Source organism: Robinsoniella sp. (assembly GCF_034124845.1).
This window is the reverse complement of the sequence record NZ_JAWYAJ010000607.1, coordinates 1-16,387: the sequence shown is the minus strand read 5'-3', so window position 1 is coordinate 16,387 and position 16,387 is coordinate 1. Positions and strand designations below refer to the sequence as shown.

The following is a 16,387-nucleotide window of genomic DNA, read 5'->3' as shown; positions in this document are numbered from 1 at the left end:
AAAAAGCTTATGCACAACAAAAAAACAGATAGATGAGGATCCATCTCTCTGTTTTGCAGTAACCTGAATATATCATTCTTGAAATCACATAACACATCCGTTCTGCTTCGTTCAGCCATTCACAACGTTCTTACTGTTTATGCTTCTTTTAATTTACATGAACTGTTATGATTTTCTTTATTCCATAGCAGGATACGGTGATTTCAGCTTTTCCTTTTTTCAGCGCTTTCATCTCGCCTTTACTGCTTACGGACACGATTTTACTCTTGCTGGATTGAAATCTGATTTTTCCGGCGGGTTTCACCTTTACGGATATTTTCGCACTTTTTCCTTTCTTCAGATTTACTGCCGTACTGCCTTTTACGCTCAGGCTTGGCTTTTTCACATTTACTTCACAGCGTTTTGTAATTCCGTTCGCTTTTGCAGTGATTGTTACTTTGCCAGCTTTTTTGGCGGTAATTTTACCGCCTTTCACCGTTGCGATTTTCTTATTGCTGGTTTTCCACACAATTCGTTTACTGGAACCGGTTATCTTTGCGCCTATTTCTGCAGTTGTTCTCCCTTTTGTATACAGGGTAAGCTTTGTTTTGGTCAGTTTTAATGCCGGTTTTTTTACAGTAATCCGGCATGTCCTGCGGATACCATTTGCCGTAGCGGTGATCGTTACCTTCCCGGCTTTTTTTGCCGTTACTTTACCGTTTTTCACGGTTGCGATCTTTGTATCACCGGATTTCCAGCTGACCTTTTTACTTGGACCTGTCACTTTCGCAGTTAATCGAACAGACGTGGTTCCTTTGGTATAAATCGTTGCGCTGCTCTTATTCAGTGTCAGCGTCGGTCCCGGTTCTGGTGCCGGTCTGGATTTTACCGTGATGGTACACTCTGCACTGATGGTACCCAGGTTTGCTTTTACTACGGCTGTTCCAGCTGCGGCTGCTTTTACCATACCCTTTGCGTCTACCGTTACTACTTTTCCATTGGAGGAACTCCAGGTGACAGCAGTTTCCACTTCATTTGTGGATGATGTGAGCTGCAGCATATCACCGGCTTCCATTTCCGCCTTGGCCATGTTTAACGTCAGTGTTACTTTCACAAGCTTCATTGCATTTTCTAACCGGGTTATTGCTGCCCTGATTTCTTCGTCGCTGCTGTTTTTATTTCCTGCGATTTCTTTTGCCTCTGAAATGGCTGCCTGTAAATCTCTATAGCTGCTCTTTGTATAGATGCCTCCATCATTTTTAATTGCCTGTGCTTCGCTAATTTTTGCATTTAAGCCGGAAGCATCTGCTCTTAATGTGGTGAAGTCTACCATTCCCGGTTCCGAACGATTTCCTGCAGCATCGTATGCCTCAACACTGATGGTGTATTGCGTGCCGCGCAGGAGGTCTTTTATTTCCACACCGGTTCCCTCTGTTACATCTGCCAGAATGGTGCCGCCATTTTTCACTTCATATCCTGCCACACCTACATTATCGTTTGATGGATTCCAGCTGATCCATGCCGTAGTCTGCCCAACGGGATCTGCTTTTACATTTTCCGGTGCTGACGGCGCTTCATCATCTTTTAGCTCCAGGGTTGTAAATGTAACACTTCCCGGATCTGACTCATTTCCTGCGACATCGTATGCAATGATATCTATGGTATACGCTGTCTGGGGAGTCAGTCCAGTTAACGAATAACTGGTACCCTCGGTTACATTTGCTAAGAGCGTATCCTGTTTCATAACCTTATAACCAGCCACTCCAATATTGTCGGTTGCAGCTGTCCAGGAAATGTCAGCAGCTGCTGCTGTAATATTTTCTGCCTTTACATCTGCAGGTATGGATGGCTTTTCAGTGTCCGGATTTTCCGGTTCCCCAAGTGTTGTGAAGGATACGGTTCCCGGATCTGATTCGTTTCCTGCTGCATCGTAAGCCACTACATTGATTACATATGCGGTCCCAGAGTTCAGATTGGTAAGCTGTGCCTGTGTATCAGTCACCTGATCTTTCAGGATCACTTCTCCATTCTTAATCCGGTATCCTGCTACACCTTTGTTGTCAGTCGAAGCGGTCCAGGAAATCATTGCGGTTGTATCTGTGATATCATCAGCTCTGACTTCTGCAGGTGCTGACGGCTTCTGGGTATCTTCCATATCTTTGGTCCGGAAGGTCACACTTCCAGGCTGTGATTTGTTGCCTGCCGCATCATATGCAGTTACCGTTAAGGTATAATCCGTAGATGGAGTCAGTCCATCCAGGATGGTGCTTGTTCCCTCGGTGATATCCTTTAAAAGTTCATCTCCATTTTTTACTTCGTATCCCTTAACGCCTACATTGTCGGTGGAAGCATTCCAACTGATGGAAGCGGATGTATCGGTAACTTCCTCTGCCTTGATATTTTCAGGAGTGGTCGGAGCCTGGGTATCCGCTTCTGCCGGATCTGTATAAGTAATGACAGGTGTAACGTATGCAGAACTCTTGCTGGCATTCTGTGCACCGATGTTCTTAATTTCTAATCGGATATAGTCTCCTTTTGCTACCGGAATCTCAGCCGGAGCAATTTCCACACCGGTTCCGTCATTTGGAATCTGGATCTGCTCTCCGATCTGTACTCCGTTTTTAGTTATAGTCAGGAAGACATCTGATCCTGTGTTGGGATCGGCTGTAGTTGCCATACGCAGAAATGCGTTCTTCTTATCCCCCATATCTTTAAATGACAGGATAATATTTCCGTTAACTGGTGACCGGTAGGCTGCGGAGTATCCCTGGCCCCTTTGTGAAACTGCCAAAGCATCGCAGAATAATCCACGCTTATCTGCCGTCTGCTGTCCACGGTTTCCTTCCAGACCGATTACTGCATAATCCTTTCCATTCCAGGTGGCATAAGTATTATCAAATACAGTCATATTGCTGTATTCATTATTTTCTTTCTGCTGGGCAAACCATACATTCCCCTGCTTCGCCTCTACAAAATCTTTTGCCCATTGGTATTCATTTTTAGCAGCCAGTGTATACTCTGCTTCGGAGCCGTCTTCTGCAATTACTTTCAGGATCATGCCATCTGCTGCGCTTCCCTGGGTTACTTCGGCATCATTCTGATAAATTTTTATAGCTGCCGTATCATTTACAGTAATTCCATTGATGATGTCTACCACCGAAACAGTTGCTTTTTCCGTCATCGGCACATAAATTGTCTGGTCTTTCAACTCAAATACTGAATCATGGATACTGTTATCGGTATTTGCCGTTACCGTATATTCTACCGTCTGGCTGCCATTCGATAAAGCCAGCTTGCTGCCGCCTGTCACAATATCGTCTCCGGTCAGTTCCTGCTCTTCCCGGTCAAATACCTGTACCTCTAATTTCTTATCGTAAGATAAGTTACCTAAGAACTGATCTACGGTTGTATTCTTAGCCAGCCCGCTGATCTTGTACTCTGCAATGGTATAAACAGAGGAATACAGGTCCAGACTGACAGAAGCGGATTCATAAGCTCCAATATCCGGTGTTCCGGTTACTTCATTCCCGTAGAAATCCTTTCCTCCATTATCCGTTATGAATTTTCCGGCATTGATGGCAGGTGAATTTTCAGCCAGTTTATATCCGTCAAATACAGTTTCCTGTGTGGGATCATGATGGGGATTTGCTGTGCCGTTTGTAGTGGATGGTGCTTTTCCCGGATCTGCAAACACTGGCGTTCCCGCTGCTACGTTTACCGCATTCTCATCGTCCGCCGGTAAATTGGCATAGTTATAATATAAGTTGTTGCTATAGCTTGCCCTGGTTCCGTTTAATGTCCAGTTTTCTGTTCTTGCCTGCTCACCGGCATAGTATATAATATTATTTTCCAAATTCATCACACCGCCAGTCATGCCCGGACGGATAAACGGAACACCGTCTTTCACATAGAAGACGTTGTTGTAAATATGGGCATCCGGCTGGGATGGCGCATTGATCACGCCTGCCAGGTCATTCTGGCTGATATTATAGCGGAAGGTATTTTGATATGCCTGTCCCAGACAGAACATGATACATCCGCCTCCGTTATTGTGGCTGTAGTTATACTGATAGAGTGTTCCGTCGCCGGAATCTGCATCCCACGCCTGTCCATCCTGGTTGAAATACGTGTCAAAGGCTTCATTGTACTGGAATACTGCATCTTTACATTTCCATGGCCAGATCGCTGCCGCCACTCTGCCGCTTGAAGTTGCAGAATAGTCGGTTTCGTTAATCTGTCTTGCCGCCCCTTCCGATACGTTATACTCAATTAACGGACGGTCACAATACATGGTGGTAATTGCATCTCCGCCTGGCTCTTTCACGTAATTATTCCGGATCACCACATTTCCTGAACCATATTTGGCAATGACACTGTCGGGTATTGCCGTATTGTTAAACTGTGCATGATATGCCGTATATCCCACGGCAATTCCCCAGCGGTTTACGTTTTCTACCATACAGTTTTCTATCTTTACATCTTCATAACGTGAAATCCCCGTTTTGGATTCATCGTTTGGCTTAAATACCGTAAAATAGATACCACCGTTGTTCATGTGCTTGTCATACACATTTCCGATTACATCATGTATGTTCAGGTTATTCAGGTAGATATGATCTACCGTTCCCTTATCCTGGGCAACCGCAGCTACTCCTGTTCGTTCCATAACCTTCTGGCTGTTATACACGGTTTCAATCTTCGGTCCCCGGTTGCTCATTTCCAGATTGTTGATCTCAATATATTCGGAATCGTACAATAAAATAGATGACGATACATAGCCAGTATAGACATGGCTTGCGCTGTCCAGGGGCTGCCCATAGTTCTGGTACCAGATTCCCTGTCCGTTTGTATTGATTACCGGATCATTTCCTTCACCATATTTATCAATCACAATGGGATCTTCCGGCGAGCCGGACTGTCCGAAGAGATGCAGATATCCATTTGTAAATTCCGAACCGGATTCTAACAGCACCCGGTCTCCTGGCTGTAAGGACAGCTCATTTATTTTCTGCAGGCTATAGAAAGGCTTCGATTCCGATGTTCCGTCATTGCTGTCCTTTCCATTTAATGTGCTGACATAATAGGTCGTACCTGTCCCGGCCTCCTGATCAGCTGCCGCACTTACTGTTATCCCCGGTGCAATACTGGAAACAATGACAGCCAGTGCCGTAAGCATTGATAAGATCTTCTTTTTCATCGTATTCACACCCCCTTATTCTTCATATCCAAGCCGGATTTCTGCTGCAGATGCGAAAACTTTTCCGGCTTCCTGTGATTTGGAATCTTTTGCCCAGAGCTTTACATACCTGGCAGTTACCGATGGAAATTCTGCATATTTTATCTCAGAATTGTTATCCCAGCTTCCTGTAGCAGCTTTTGTCCAGTCTGTGCCGTTTGTACTGACGGAAACTTCATATTCGGTAATAATTCCATTTACCCCGCCTGATTTTCTGGGCACATACTTCAGCATGCCTACCGGCTGTTCTTTACCCATATCAATCTGGATCCATGCTTCGCTTCTGTTACATCCGCTCCATGCCGTATGCCAGATTGTGCTCATATTATCATCCAGTACATAAGCCGGATTTCCTTCTGTGGCGTTGTTTGGCTGAAAGCTCCCTGCTGAAGCTGTCATTCCTTCTGTGGCATATTCGGCATATACTTTTACCACATGTATATTATAGGTACTTGTCTCCTGCTCATTGTCTTTATTGATTACCTTTAATACCATCTCTTCTGTTACAGCCGTATCTGCCGCAACCTGTTCAGAGCCTTTCATTACCCTGCACTCCGCTTTTGCAGATGCCTTGATATTTTTTAAGAATTCCTCTGCTGTTGTACCTTTTGGCACATTCTGGATATCCTGATCCTGCACCAGGTAACGGTCTGAATATACCTTTAATGAAACAGGTTCTTCCACAGTTGTTTCATGAATGCCAATATCAGGTACAATTCCCGTCAACTGATTTCCAAAGAAATCCTGAGATGCATTATTAGGAATATATACGCCGGCATTTACAGCTGGGGAATCGTCCGCGATTTTATATCCTGCAAAGGCACTTCTGTCATGAACCTTCCCGCCTGCCTGAACAGTGACGGGAGCACTTCCCGGATTTTCAAATTTCGGATCTGCCGTGATTGCATCCGCTTCCGGAAGAGCCGGCATTCCTTCTTCGCTGTAACCATAGTAGATGTTATTTTCAAATGTTTTGTTATTACCAGGGTTCCAGCCATCATCACTGACTTTTTTATTTGTGCTGACATTGTAGAAGATGTTATTAGCCAGATACCCGGCTCCGCTTCGCTTGCCTGCTGCCGGATGGTGGATTGCCGTTTCCAGATCCCCTCCCACATAGAATACATTATTATAGATTTTAGCAAGCGGATTGCCCTGGAATGTGATGAGGCATTTCAAATCATCCTGGCTTAGATTATACCGGAATGTTCCGTTATAGGCCTCATTCAGACAGATCAGCATGGAACCGCCTCCATTGTTATGGCTGTAGTTATACTGGTATACGGTACCGTCCGACCAGTCAATGTCCCATGCCTGCCCGTCACCGTTTCCTTCACCCACTGTGTCAAATGCTTCATTGTATTGGAAAACTGCATCTTTGCACTTCCATGGCCAAATTGCCGCACAGAAGGACTGCCAGTATCCCTCATATCCGTCATCCAGGTCCACACCTGCCGTATCGGATACATTATTTTGAATCATCGGACGGTAAGCATACATGGCAACGATGGCATCATTTCCCGCATTCTGAACATAATTTCCTTCCAGAACCAGATTGGTATGCCCGTATTTTTTCACCGTTTCATCTGCCAGAGCTGCTCCGCCAAACTTATCATGCTGATATGTATAACCTACCACTATCCCTGCTCTGGAGACATCCTTCACATAACAGTTGCTGATTTTTACATCTTGATATCTTGCAATACCGGTTGCTTCTTCATTTTCCGGTTTCAGAACATTCATCTGGATTCCGCCGTTGTTCATATGCTTGTCCTGAAGATTCCCCGAAACATCGTGGATATAGAGGTTATCCAGGTAAATATGCTCCATGGTTCCCCCGTCTTTTGCAATTCCAGCCACACCGGTACGATCCATTCTGCCGGACGCTTTATTCACATTTGTTCCAAAATAATCAAAATCGTTTGATATGTTTGTGATTTCCAGGTTACTGATCTCTACATAATCCACATCATAAAGCAAAATTGCGGAAGAAACATATCCGCTGCTTCTGTGTCCGCTGTTATCCATTGCTTTTCCATAGTCCTGGTACCAGACTCCTTCACCATTACAGTTGATCACCGGTTTATTTCCTTCTCCATAGCTGTTGATGGTAATGGGGTTTTCCTGTGTACCTCCCACATTTTGTAAATGAATAAATCCATTGAATATGGATCCCGATTCCAGCAATACAGAATCCCCTGGACCCAGGGTTACATTTTCAAGCTTGTCTAAAGTCTCCCATGCTTCTCTTTCTGAAGTACCACTGTTTCCATTATCTCCATTCCTACTGCTTATATAGTAGGTTGTGCCCACGTCGGCTGTCTCTGCTGCTTTTACATAGGGCATGGAATTAAATGCCTGAGTACTGCATACCAGAGCAACTGCCAGCATGAACGATAAAAATTTCTTTTTCATCCTCTTACTCCTTTCTTTCCATTAAATTTTTATTGATAACTATCTTTTCCAGACACAGTGCTTCCTGCATACGGAAAAAATGTTTATCCACCTTTAATTCATTACCTGCTGCTTTGTATAAGCATAGATCCGGTCCATATTTCCCAGGACTTCATAACCTGCAGCCTTCTTCGTCAGAATACTTTCATAATTGGCTTCCCTGAGACTTTTATTGATATTATCTTTTACCGCGTCCAGAGGATAATAATCATTTACATTCCGGTCTGTACATTGAATCAGATACAAAGTTCCATTTTCATCAATGACCCTGGTAACTTCCCCCTTTTTCAAATCTGCTGCATAATCCAGTACATCTCCCATTATTCTGCTGTAAGCCCCTATATCCCCGGACAATAATTCCTGATGGGTATAATAAGGCATTAACAGCTCTTCTCTCTGTATCAAATCGGACAGTTGCTCCTTATCGCTGATTTTTCCGTGGAGTTCTGTCATCTTATCCTTTAAATTCCGGTACTGCGCCTCATCCATTCCCGATGCCAGGTACTCTATTTTTATAAATTCCAATGTTATATCATCATTCTGACGAAATATTTTATCCTTTTGCTGGTCATAGTAGACTTGTCTCTCCTCATCTGTAACTTTCATTCCTTCGTTGTCCAGATCAGAGCAGTATTGTTTTTGTATTGCATCCATAGAATATTCTTTATACAATTTCAGTGAGAAATTGGAAAGCCCATAGACGGGTTCCCCCTTCTTTATTTTATTGGCTCTGGCTTCGTTTTCGTCTTCCATTCTCTTCTTCAGCGCCTGATACCCGGTTTCTTTTATGTAACCCTTTTCTTTTGCCAAATCGAAAACTGCCGCAGAATACTTTAACTGCTCAATTACCTGGTCGGTCAGTACACGGTAAGGAACCTCACCTTCAATCTCTTTCTCCCAGGAATCCCCTTTCAGTGTAATTCCTGCTTTTTCATAAAAATACTGGCTCACCTCATTTATTTGCTCATTCACCGTATCCAGATATTCTTCTTTGTCAATTTTTTCTCCATTTATTTTTAATTGAAAACCTGTCTGATTATAAATTATAACAATTGCAAATCCTACAATCAGCAATATAATTGGTATCCCTATCCACAATTTCTTCTTCATGCCATAGCCTCCTAGTTATATTCCACAATTTCATTGACACATCTTTGTAAATATTATATCATTTGTATAATAACGTTGCTTGTTAAAACCTGTTTATTTTCAGGCATTTTTTGTATAATCCGGAACAAGGAGATTTTTATGTACTACACTACTTACGCAAACACAAAATCCGCCACTGGATCAGAAACACGGTTTGTTCTGTCGGACCAGGCGATCATAAGCGCTGTCAAACAACACCGTGAAAATTTTTATACTTTTGCAAAACATATCCATAAAAGCATAGAAGTATATCAGCTGACCTCAGGGGCCTGCAGCATGGAAATCAAGAATCAGATTATTAACTGTGAAAAAGATGATATTGTCATTATTATGCCAAATATTGTTCACTCTTTTTATCTTACCTGCAAAGAACCCTGTACCTTTAACCACATCCATTTTGACCCAACCTATTTCCAGGAATTATATCTGAATACTACCGGAAGCAGCAATCCGGATGATGCGATTGATATGATATCTTCCCTTTACTATTGCTGTAACGTATTTTACAAAGCAAAAATTACGGAAAGAATGGCTTCCCTGATTGAAAAAATAATTACCAGCACTCAGGAAGACCATTTTTTCTCCCGGTCTTATTCAAATTTATACATAACTGAATTACTGATCTCTGTTTTAGAAACACTTGATATGGATTTCTCTTTTTCCAAACACTATGCCCCTAGGCAAAACCGCTATGTCTCCTTTACATTATCCTATATACATAAACATTACGATTCTAAAATTTTAATTGGTGACATCTCGGATAAATTAGGCATCTCAACCCGATATCTCAGTGAAATTTTTTTCAAACAGATGAATTTGACCATATCCAATTATATCAATATTTACCGAATTAATCAGGCTATTGATTTAATGACAACTACGGATATGTCCCTCACTATGATTGCCAGCCAGATCGGGCTGAAAGATTCTCAGCATTTTTCCAAACTGTTTAACAGTATTATTGGGATTACCCCTTATAAGTATAAGAAAATGCTGAAACATGATTTTAATGAATAGGACAAAAAAAGGAACGGCCTTTGCCGTTCCTTAAACTAATCTCTTTTATTGTGCTGCTTCTGTACTTCCAGTCTGTTCTGTGAGGAAATCACTCATAACATAACCGGTACCGCCAGCATAGCGGACTTCTGACCATCCATTGTCCAGCTTTTTCACTCTGGTCACTGTTTCGCCTTCGCTTAGAACACCTAGTATGTCGGCATCTTCTGTTGAATCTGCTCTTACATTACATTCGGTATTAGCCGCTACTATTTTATTTACTTCCACACCAGCTTCACTACTGTCAGGAATATTGGACTCCGTCATAGGCGATCCAATTTCATCCACCAGTTTTTTCAAATCTTCATTGGAATCGATAGCCTGCTGGTATTTCTGATTTACATCTTCAATTAATTTTTTAACATCTGCATCATTTGCCATGTCTTCCACGTACTTTTCAGTTGCCTCATCTACTTTGTAATCAGATACATAGAGGCTTCCTTCCGTGTTCGTCTGTAAATACAGGCGTACCAGACTCGGTACCATGGTTTCATAATTAAATACCTTACAGTCGTAAATTACATAAACTACATAGGAACCATCTACTGGTCCTTTTTTTGAATAACTGGTTACGTTATTGTAACTTTCATACAGATTGTTGTTTTGAATCTTCTGTTCTTCCTCAGCCGTTAAGTTGGGAACTAATTTCTTTAATGATTCAATATCTTTATTTTGCATAGCCGTATAATAAGCCTGTACTGTTTCCAACACTTTTGGATCATTCTGTACTAAATCATTGCTTTTATTCTCAGTCTCCGCATTCGATTCTACTATTACTTCTTTTTTCGTTTCACTTTCCGTTGTTTTAACAGAATTTGCCCCATCGCTATTTCCAAGTCCACTGACAAGCTTCACCGCAAATACTGCAATCACCAGAATCAAAATAACTGCTAAGCCGAGTAAGATATATCTTAGATTATCAGATAACCATTCTCTAAAATTACCCACTATACTTACCTCCATTTTTCTACATCTGTGTTACAATTATTCGGCTGCCACAAGAGCAAAAAAAACGCACCCGGAGGGATTCGAACCCCCGACACGTGGTACCGGAAACCACTGCTCTATCCCCTGAGCTACGAGTGCTGATTCATCTGCAAACCTTTAAACAGCTTTTAAATAACACATGCTTTTCCTTATAAACATTGGTTTTCAAGGTTCGTAGATCCCTTTCACCCTAAAACCCACAAATTCTTTTGATTTTTACACACTGCATGTCTACGTAATTATAAGCATTACTTCTGTGTAAAACAAATATATAAGGTGTAAACAAAGTGTAAATCTTACAAAGTATCGTTTATAAGGTGTAAATAAGGTTTACTTTGGCTGACATAAGGTGTAAAATATACTGGCTAGCCACCTGTATTTTTAGTTCTTACGAAAGCACTTATTACATATTATCATAAAAGATGGAAAAAGTAAAGGATTTGTTATTGAATATGTTTTCCAACACACATTTTGTCTTTTTATGTCCTCTTTTGTTTATTTAAGAACCGGCAAAATCTGCGATGATACCGGCTCTTACAAGACTGCATGTCTACAGCGCTAATCGATGGATTTCCCTGGTATAAGTATAAACTTCATTGGAAAGAACCTCTTCCGGTATTACCTGGGTGTCATTAATCTCTCTCACCATTTCCTGCAGTTCCTTTTTCGTTGTCCGTATATTCTTGGGGACCACGATGCATTCATGTATGCTGCTTGGAAGAATATAGAAATCATCCTGCAGGCGCTCTCCGATTAAGGTCAAAATTGAGTCATACAGGATACATGCTGCCCCCATTGTCTTCTCTTTATTAGAAAGCACATACATGGGGATTCGGTCATCATCTTCTTCCTGAACTTCCATAACATCTGAAAATTCATCTTCCAAATCCCCCTCCTCTATATCCTCCATCACTTCTTCCATACTTTTAAATTCAAACGGAAGCATGGCAGGCGTATTTTTTCTGGCTGTTTCATATAAGATTTCTTTTGTGATCTTCCACATTTTCAAATGACTGTCATGGATTAAAATTGTACCGGTTCCCAGTGTATCACTCTTTAAAAAATAATAAAATACAATTGCCAGATCCAGGTATTGCACATGGGGAACTGTTTTTAATAATTCGGTATTCTTCTTATAGTTAATAACTTTACATGCAATGTTATTTTTAACACGCATATAATCCGTATAGAATTCCGTATCTAGCGGAACTTTGATTTTATTATTTTGGTAGATACTTAATATACTGTCAATAATCTGTACCATGGCTGTGCCGCACTGATATTCCTTAAAATAATCATTCAGATATATTGTAGGGGAAATACTCTTTGTAGTTTCCACAATTGACAAGCCATCCAGTTGAACATCATTATTTTTCGTGATCTGATGCAGTTCAACGCGCACCTCCTTTCCCAATTGTGTCTGTACTTTTTTCTGCACAAAGCAAATAAATTCTTCGTAATTCAATCGAACCACCCTTTCTTAAATTAGTATTGTATAAAAATTAAATGGAAAATTTGATGCGAACGCATCGAGAAAATGAATGCATTTAGAATTTTTATATCACTTATAGTATCATATTTTTTAGTTTGACGCAAGTGATATTTTATTTTTTTATGATGAAAGCAGGTGACTGAAGATCTGTGATCACTCCTGACACCTGCTGATGGTTGCTTATCTGTAAGTCTGATAAAAGCTATACTGCGGTACACTCTTATAAGTTTTACTCTTGACTTTTTTATTTGCTACAACATAGATATAATAACTTTTCCCCTTTTTCAAGCTTTTACTTTTGAATTTCTTTAAAGTATAACTCGTTGACTTTGTTGTAGAAACTTTTTTATAACCTTTTTTTGATTTATCGGAAACATAAACTGTGTAATTTGTAGCACCGGTCACTTTTGGCCATGTTGCTTTTAATCCGCCTGATATATTTCGAACTTTTACGATCTGCTGATTTGCCACATAGGTGCTGCCCCAGTTACCATAAATCTTCTTCCCGTTATTCAACTGAATATATGCTCTGACCTTCACTTTATAGAATGATTTCTGGTCCATCTTAATGGTGTTATAGCTGTTACCGCTAACATTTAATGTTTTTCCTGTCTTTTTATTTTTCATATTGTAGACAGCAATTTGATAACCCTTAGCATTATCTGCTCGATTCCATGCCAATGCAGCTTTATTTGAATAGGGATAGCTATTAGTAACTTTAATTCCGGTAACTGTTCCCGGCAGTGTATTTGCATAGATATAAGCTGAAGAATCGTTTCTCGCTACATATCCGGATGTTGATACACGTTCTGCATATACCCTGAAGTAGTTGTTTGTTCCCGTTTTTAAATTACCAATGGTAACAGATGGGCTAGTTGTTGTCGCTGCATAAATCTGTGCAGAGCCATCTACTCTGTAAACCTGATACCTGGTGGCTCCGGTTACCGGACTCCAGTTTAGTGATATGCTGTTTGTCTTTGCTGAACTTTGGCTCAAACTATCTGTCTTTATTTTGTCAGGTACGGTCACTGCTTCAAAAGATGGAGACCATGCACTAACATCATTGGGGTTTTCGGCTTCATACGCTCTGACTCTGAAATAATATGTACTTCCCGTACTTAGATTATTCTTATACATATTCGGGTAAGAGGTCTTGTATGAATATGGTTTATTGAAGGTTTTGTCTGCTGAATATTGAACTTCATAATATATTCTTGTACCCATCACCGCATTCCATTCTACCTTAGCAGAACTTGTATATGCCGATGTCTGCCTCAGCCCTGACGGCGCCGCAGGCGCAGCAAATACACTCATTCCAAACATCATTGTCAACAAAAATGACAGCACAACAACCGTAAACAATTTCTTAGTTACAAAAAAACTCTTTTTCTCACTCATAAATTAAATCTTCCTCCTTGTGTTTTTATTTATTCCAAAAATGAGAAAGGCAACCACCTTTCTCATCTAAGAATTACACAATATAACTATACTCTGGACAAGTAATCCCCTGTTCTGGTATCAATTTTGATTTTATTTCCCTGTTCAACAAATAACGGTACATATACAATAGCTCCTGTTTCCACAGTTGCCGGCTTTGTAGCTCCCTGTGCTGTATCACCTTTGAATCCAGGCTCTGTATCTGTTATCTCTAATTCCACAAATAAAGGTGGCTCTACTGCGAATACTTTTCCGTTAACAGAACATATTTTAACCATTTCGTTTTCTTTTACGAACTTTAAAGAATCACCGATGTCTTCCTGTGCTAATGCGATCTGCTCGTAATTCTCAACGTTCATGAAATGGAATAAATCCCCATCTGAATATAAATACTGCATATCTACGCGGTCAATCCTTGCCTGCGGGAATTTTTCAGTTGGTCTGAATGTTTTTTCCACAACACCGCCATTGATAATGTCTTTTAATTTTGTTCGAACAAACGCTGCACCTTTACCTGGTTTTACGTGCTGGAATTCGATAATCTGAACGATGTTATTATCTATTTCTAATGTTACACCGTTTCTAAAATCTCCTGCTGATATCATATTGATATTCCTCCTTCATATTGACAACACAGGAATCTTGCATATTCCCATAGTTTAGTCTATTTTATAATATAATCCATACTTTTTCAACTATTTTTTACAGTTCCAGCAATTCTTTTGTTGAATGGGTCATATTTTGGCAGCCGTTTTCTTTAACGATTACGATATCTTCAATGCGCACGCCGCCAAATTCCGGTATATAAATGCCGGGTTCTACCGTCTCAATCACATTCTCTTTCAGCACTTCATCGCACTTGGGAGAAAGCCTGGGTTCTTCATGAATGTACAAGCCAACGCTGTGACCAAGACCATGTCCGAAGTATTCTCCGTATCCGGCTTTTTCAATTACATCTCTTGCCACCTTGTCCACTTCGCTGCCCCTCATTCCCGCTTTTATGACATCCAGTGCCGCAAGCTGTGCCTCCAGAACGATCTGATAGATCTCTTTTTGTTTGGCGCTGGCTTTTCCTACCACTACGGTCCTGGTCATATCTGAACAATATCCTTCATAAATACAGCCAAAATCCATCGTCAGGAAGTCACCAGGATCAATTGCTTTATTGGACGGCATTGCGTGAGGCATTGCAGAATGAATACCGGAAGCTGCAATGGTATCAAAACTGGTTCCATTGGCGCCATGGCTCTTCAGGTAGAATTCCAATTCAGCCGCCACCTGAAGCTCCGTCATACCGGGTTTCAGAATTTCTATGATATGGGAAAAAGCACCGTCTGCGATGGACTGCGCTTTTTCCATACAGGATAATTCCTTTTCATTCTTAACAATACGAAGTCTGTTCAGTGAATCCCCCATACCTTTCCAGCACAGTTCTTCACTGCATGCTTCCTTCAATTTCATAAAATCCGCATATATCATATGATCGTTTTCAAATCCGATTGCATTAATTTCATCTGCCCTGGTCATTTCCCCGATGAATGCCCCATAGCCTTTCTGATTAGAAATCTCAATCACTTCAAATTCCAAAGCTTCCTCTTTTGCCTGAGTGGTATATCTGGAATCGGTCAACAGCACCTGGCGTTTGGACGTGATATAAAGATAACCCGTTGCGCCGCGAAAACCACTGAGATACCGCATATTGTAACCATCAGATACTAAGACAGCTTCTATCATTTTTTCCTTAAATACTGCATTTAACTCCTCACGGAACATGTTTTACCTCCATCGTTTTTAGCGTGTTTAAAAATTGCTTTCTGGCAGCTGTGAGTCACACTTTTGGGAAGATTTGTCCCGGATGAAGGGCGACAATCGTACTACGTACCCTTTGTTCGGGGCAAATATGCCACTAAGCGGGGCGTGCAGATGGCAGGAATGAATTTTCAAACAGGCTCTAGCACTGCATGGCAGCACTAAACTTATTTTAGTTTGCTCTTTTTATAATAATGTAATACGATTTTTTCCAAATATCTTTTTAAAACGATCTGAATTTCTTCTTTGGGGTGAATCGGCTTTACCAGAATATTCGGAATTCCAGTTCTTTTGGCTCCATATACATCTGTAAACAGCTGATCCCCTACAAAAACAGTATTTTTGGAAGTAGTTCCCATCAACTGCATTGCCTTCTCATAATTTTTCCTGGAGGGCTTATGGGCATTCTCAATAAAAAGTGCTCCTACCTCCTCTGCAAAAGGCTTCACTCTGGGCAGCTGATTGTTGGATATCAGGCAGTATTTCATGCCCATATCCCGCAAATGGGCAAAAAATTTCTTCGCCCTTTCATCTGCCGGCTCGCCATGGGGTACCAGGGTATTATCAATATCAAATAATACGCCCCGGCAGCCTTCCCTGTATAATTTTTCAAAGTCTATGCTATATGTGGAATCCAGATAATCATCTGGGAAGAATCGTTCAAACATCCTTGACCTCGCTTTCTATTTTTCCAGGAAACGAAGCAGATCCTCATATTGTGCTTCCATCTGTTCATATCCATGCCGGTAGAAATCATTGAGTACCTTCTTGTCGCTCTCTACTCTGGA

The 16,387-nt window shown here is 41.1% G+C and carries 12 protein-coding genes and 1 tRNA gene; 1 reads left to right on the top strand and 12 read right to left on the bottom strand.

Features of this window, described 5'->3' with window-relative positions:
• Positions 1-148: 148 nt before the first annotated feature.
• From ACH2DQ_RS29870 to ACH2DQ_RS29860, 3 genes are all read right to left on the bottom strand, one after another.
• Positions 149-5,176, bottom strand: coding sequence for a fibronectin type III domain-containing protein (locus ACH2DQ_RS29870; protein ID WP_394912250.1), 5,028 nt, complete (start codon positions 5,174-5,176; stop codon positions 149-151).
• 15 nt (positions 5,177-5,191) lie between these two features.
• On the bottom strand, positions 5,192-7,630 hold the full coding sequence (locus tag ACH2DQ_RS29865; RefSeq protein WP_394912251.1) for a discoidin domain-containing protein: 2,439 nt from the start codon (positions 7,628-7,630) through the stop codon (positions 5,192-5,194).
• 93 nt (positions 7,631-7,723) lie between these two features.
• Positions 7,724-8,779 carry a peptidyl-prolyl cis-trans isomerase gene (locus tag ACH2DQ_RS29860; RefSeq protein ID WP_394912252.1) on the bottom strand — a complete coding sequence of 352 codons (1,056 nt, stop codon included), beginning with the start codon at positions 8,777-8,779 and terminating at the stop codon, positions 7,724-7,726.
• Positions 8,780-8,917: 138 nt separating this feature from the next.
• Here ACH2DQ_RS29860 and ACH2DQ_RS29855 point away from each other — a divergent pair, with 138 nt between their 5' ends.
• On the top strand, positions 8,918-9,835 hold the full coding sequence (locus ACH2DQ_RS29855) for an AraC family transcriptional regulator (protein ID WP_394912253.1): 918 nt from the start codon (positions 8,918-8,920) through the stop codon (positions 9,833-9,835).
• Positions 9,836-9,880: 45 nt separating this feature from the next.
• Here the strand turns inward: ACH2DQ_RS29855 and ACH2DQ_RS29850 are convergent, their stop codons facing one another.
• From ACH2DQ_RS29850 to ACH2DQ_RS29810, 9 genes are all read right to left on the bottom strand, one after another.
• Positions 9,881-10,822, bottom strand: coding sequence for an SH3 domain-containing protein (locus tag ACH2DQ_RS29850; RefSeq protein WP_394912254.1), 942 nt, complete (start codon positions 10,820-10,822; stop codon positions 9,881-9,883).
• 65 nt (positions 10,823-10,887) lie between these two features.
• A tRNA-Arg gene (locus ACH2DQ_RS29845) sits at positions 10,888-10,960 on the bottom strand.
• Between the two features lie 451 nt (positions 10,961-11,411).
• On the bottom strand, positions 11,412-12,326 hold the full coding sequence (locus tag ACH2DQ_RS29840) for a DUF5688 family protein (protein WP_394912255.1): 915 nt from the start codon (positions 12,324-12,326) through the stop codon (positions 11,412-11,414).
• A 207-nt stretch (positions 12,327-12,533) separates the two neighbouring features.
• Positions 12,534-13,751: a fibronectin type III domain-containing protein gene (locus ACH2DQ_RS29835; RefSeq protein ID WP_394912256.1), complete on the bottom strand. Its 1,218-nt coding sequence runs from the start codon at positions 13,749-13,751 to the stop codon at positions 12,534-12,536.
• An 86-nt stretch (positions 13,752-13,837) separates the two neighbouring features.
• Complete coding sequence (gene efp, locus ACH2DQ_RS29830; RefSeq protein ID WP_027296600.1) at positions 13,838-14,395, bottom strand: elongation factor P; 558 nt, start codon at positions 14,393-14,395, stop codon at positions 13,838-13,840.
• 97 nt (positions 14,396-14,492) lie between these two features.
• Positions 14,493-15,563 (bottom strand): M24 family metallopeptidase, encoded by a 1,071-nt coding sequence (locus tag ACH2DQ_RS29825; protein ID WP_394912257.1) that lies wholly within the window; start codon positions 15,561-15,563, stop codon positions 14,493-14,495.
• Between the two features lie 27 nt (positions 15,564-15,590).
• The gene (locus ACH2DQ_RS29820) at positions 15,591-15,761 is read right to left on the bottom strand and encodes a DUF6783 domain-containing protein (protein ID WP_394912258.1); all 171 of its coding nucleotides are present in this window, start codon (positions 15,759-15,761) and stop codon (positions 15,591-15,593) included.
• A gap of 5 nt (positions 15,762-15,766) precedes the next feature.
• Positions 15,767-16,267 (bottom strand): YqeG family HAD IIIA-type phosphatase, encoded by a 501-nt coding sequence (locus ACH2DQ_RS29815; protein ID WP_394912259.1) that lies wholly within the window; start codon positions 16,265-16,267, stop codon positions 15,767-15,769.
• Between the two features lie 15 nt (positions 16,268-16,282).
• Positions 16,283-16,387: DUF6363 domain-containing protein (locus ACH2DQ_RS29810; protein WP_395028883.1), on the bottom strand; the 105-nt coding region annotated here is incomplete at its 5' end.

What these genes read in the sequence shown, in the direction of transcription:
- ACH2DQ_RS29860 (WP_394912252.1), bottom strand. Translation starts at nt 8,779, where the DNA reads ATGAAGAAGAAATTGTGGATAGGGATACCAATTATATTGCTGATTGTA.
- ACH2DQ_RS29825 (WP_394912257.1), bottom strand. Translation starts at nt 15,563, where the DNA reads ATGTTCCGTGAGGAGTTAAATGCAGTATTTAAGGAAAAAATGATAGAA.
- ACH2DQ_RS29865 (WP_394912251.1), bottom strand. Translation starts at nt 7,630, where the DNA reads ATGAAAAAGAAATTTTTATCGTTCATGCTGGCAGTTGCTCTGGTATGC.
- ACH2DQ_RS29835 (WP_394912256.1), bottom strand. Translation starts at nt 13,751, where the DNA reads ATGAGTGAGAAAAAGAGTTTTTTTGTAACTAAGAAATTGTTTACGGTT.
- ACH2DQ_RS29855 (WP_394912253.1), top strand. Translation starts at nt 8,918, where the DNA reads ATGTACTACACTACTTACGCAAACACAAAATCCGCCACTGGATCAGAA.
- ACH2DQ_RS29870 (WP_394912250.1), bottom strand. Translation starts at nt 5,176, where the DNA reads ATGAAAAAGAAGATCTTATCAATGCTTACGGCACTGGCTGTCATTGTT.
- ACH2DQ_RS29815 (WP_394912259.1), bottom strand. Translation starts at nt 16,267, where the DNA reads ATGTTTGAACGATTCTTCCCAGATGATTATCTGGATTCCACATATAGC.
- efp (WP_027296600.1), bottom strand. Translation starts at nt 14,395, where the DNA reads ATGATATCAGCAGGAGATTTTAGAAACGGTGTAACATTAGAAATAGAT.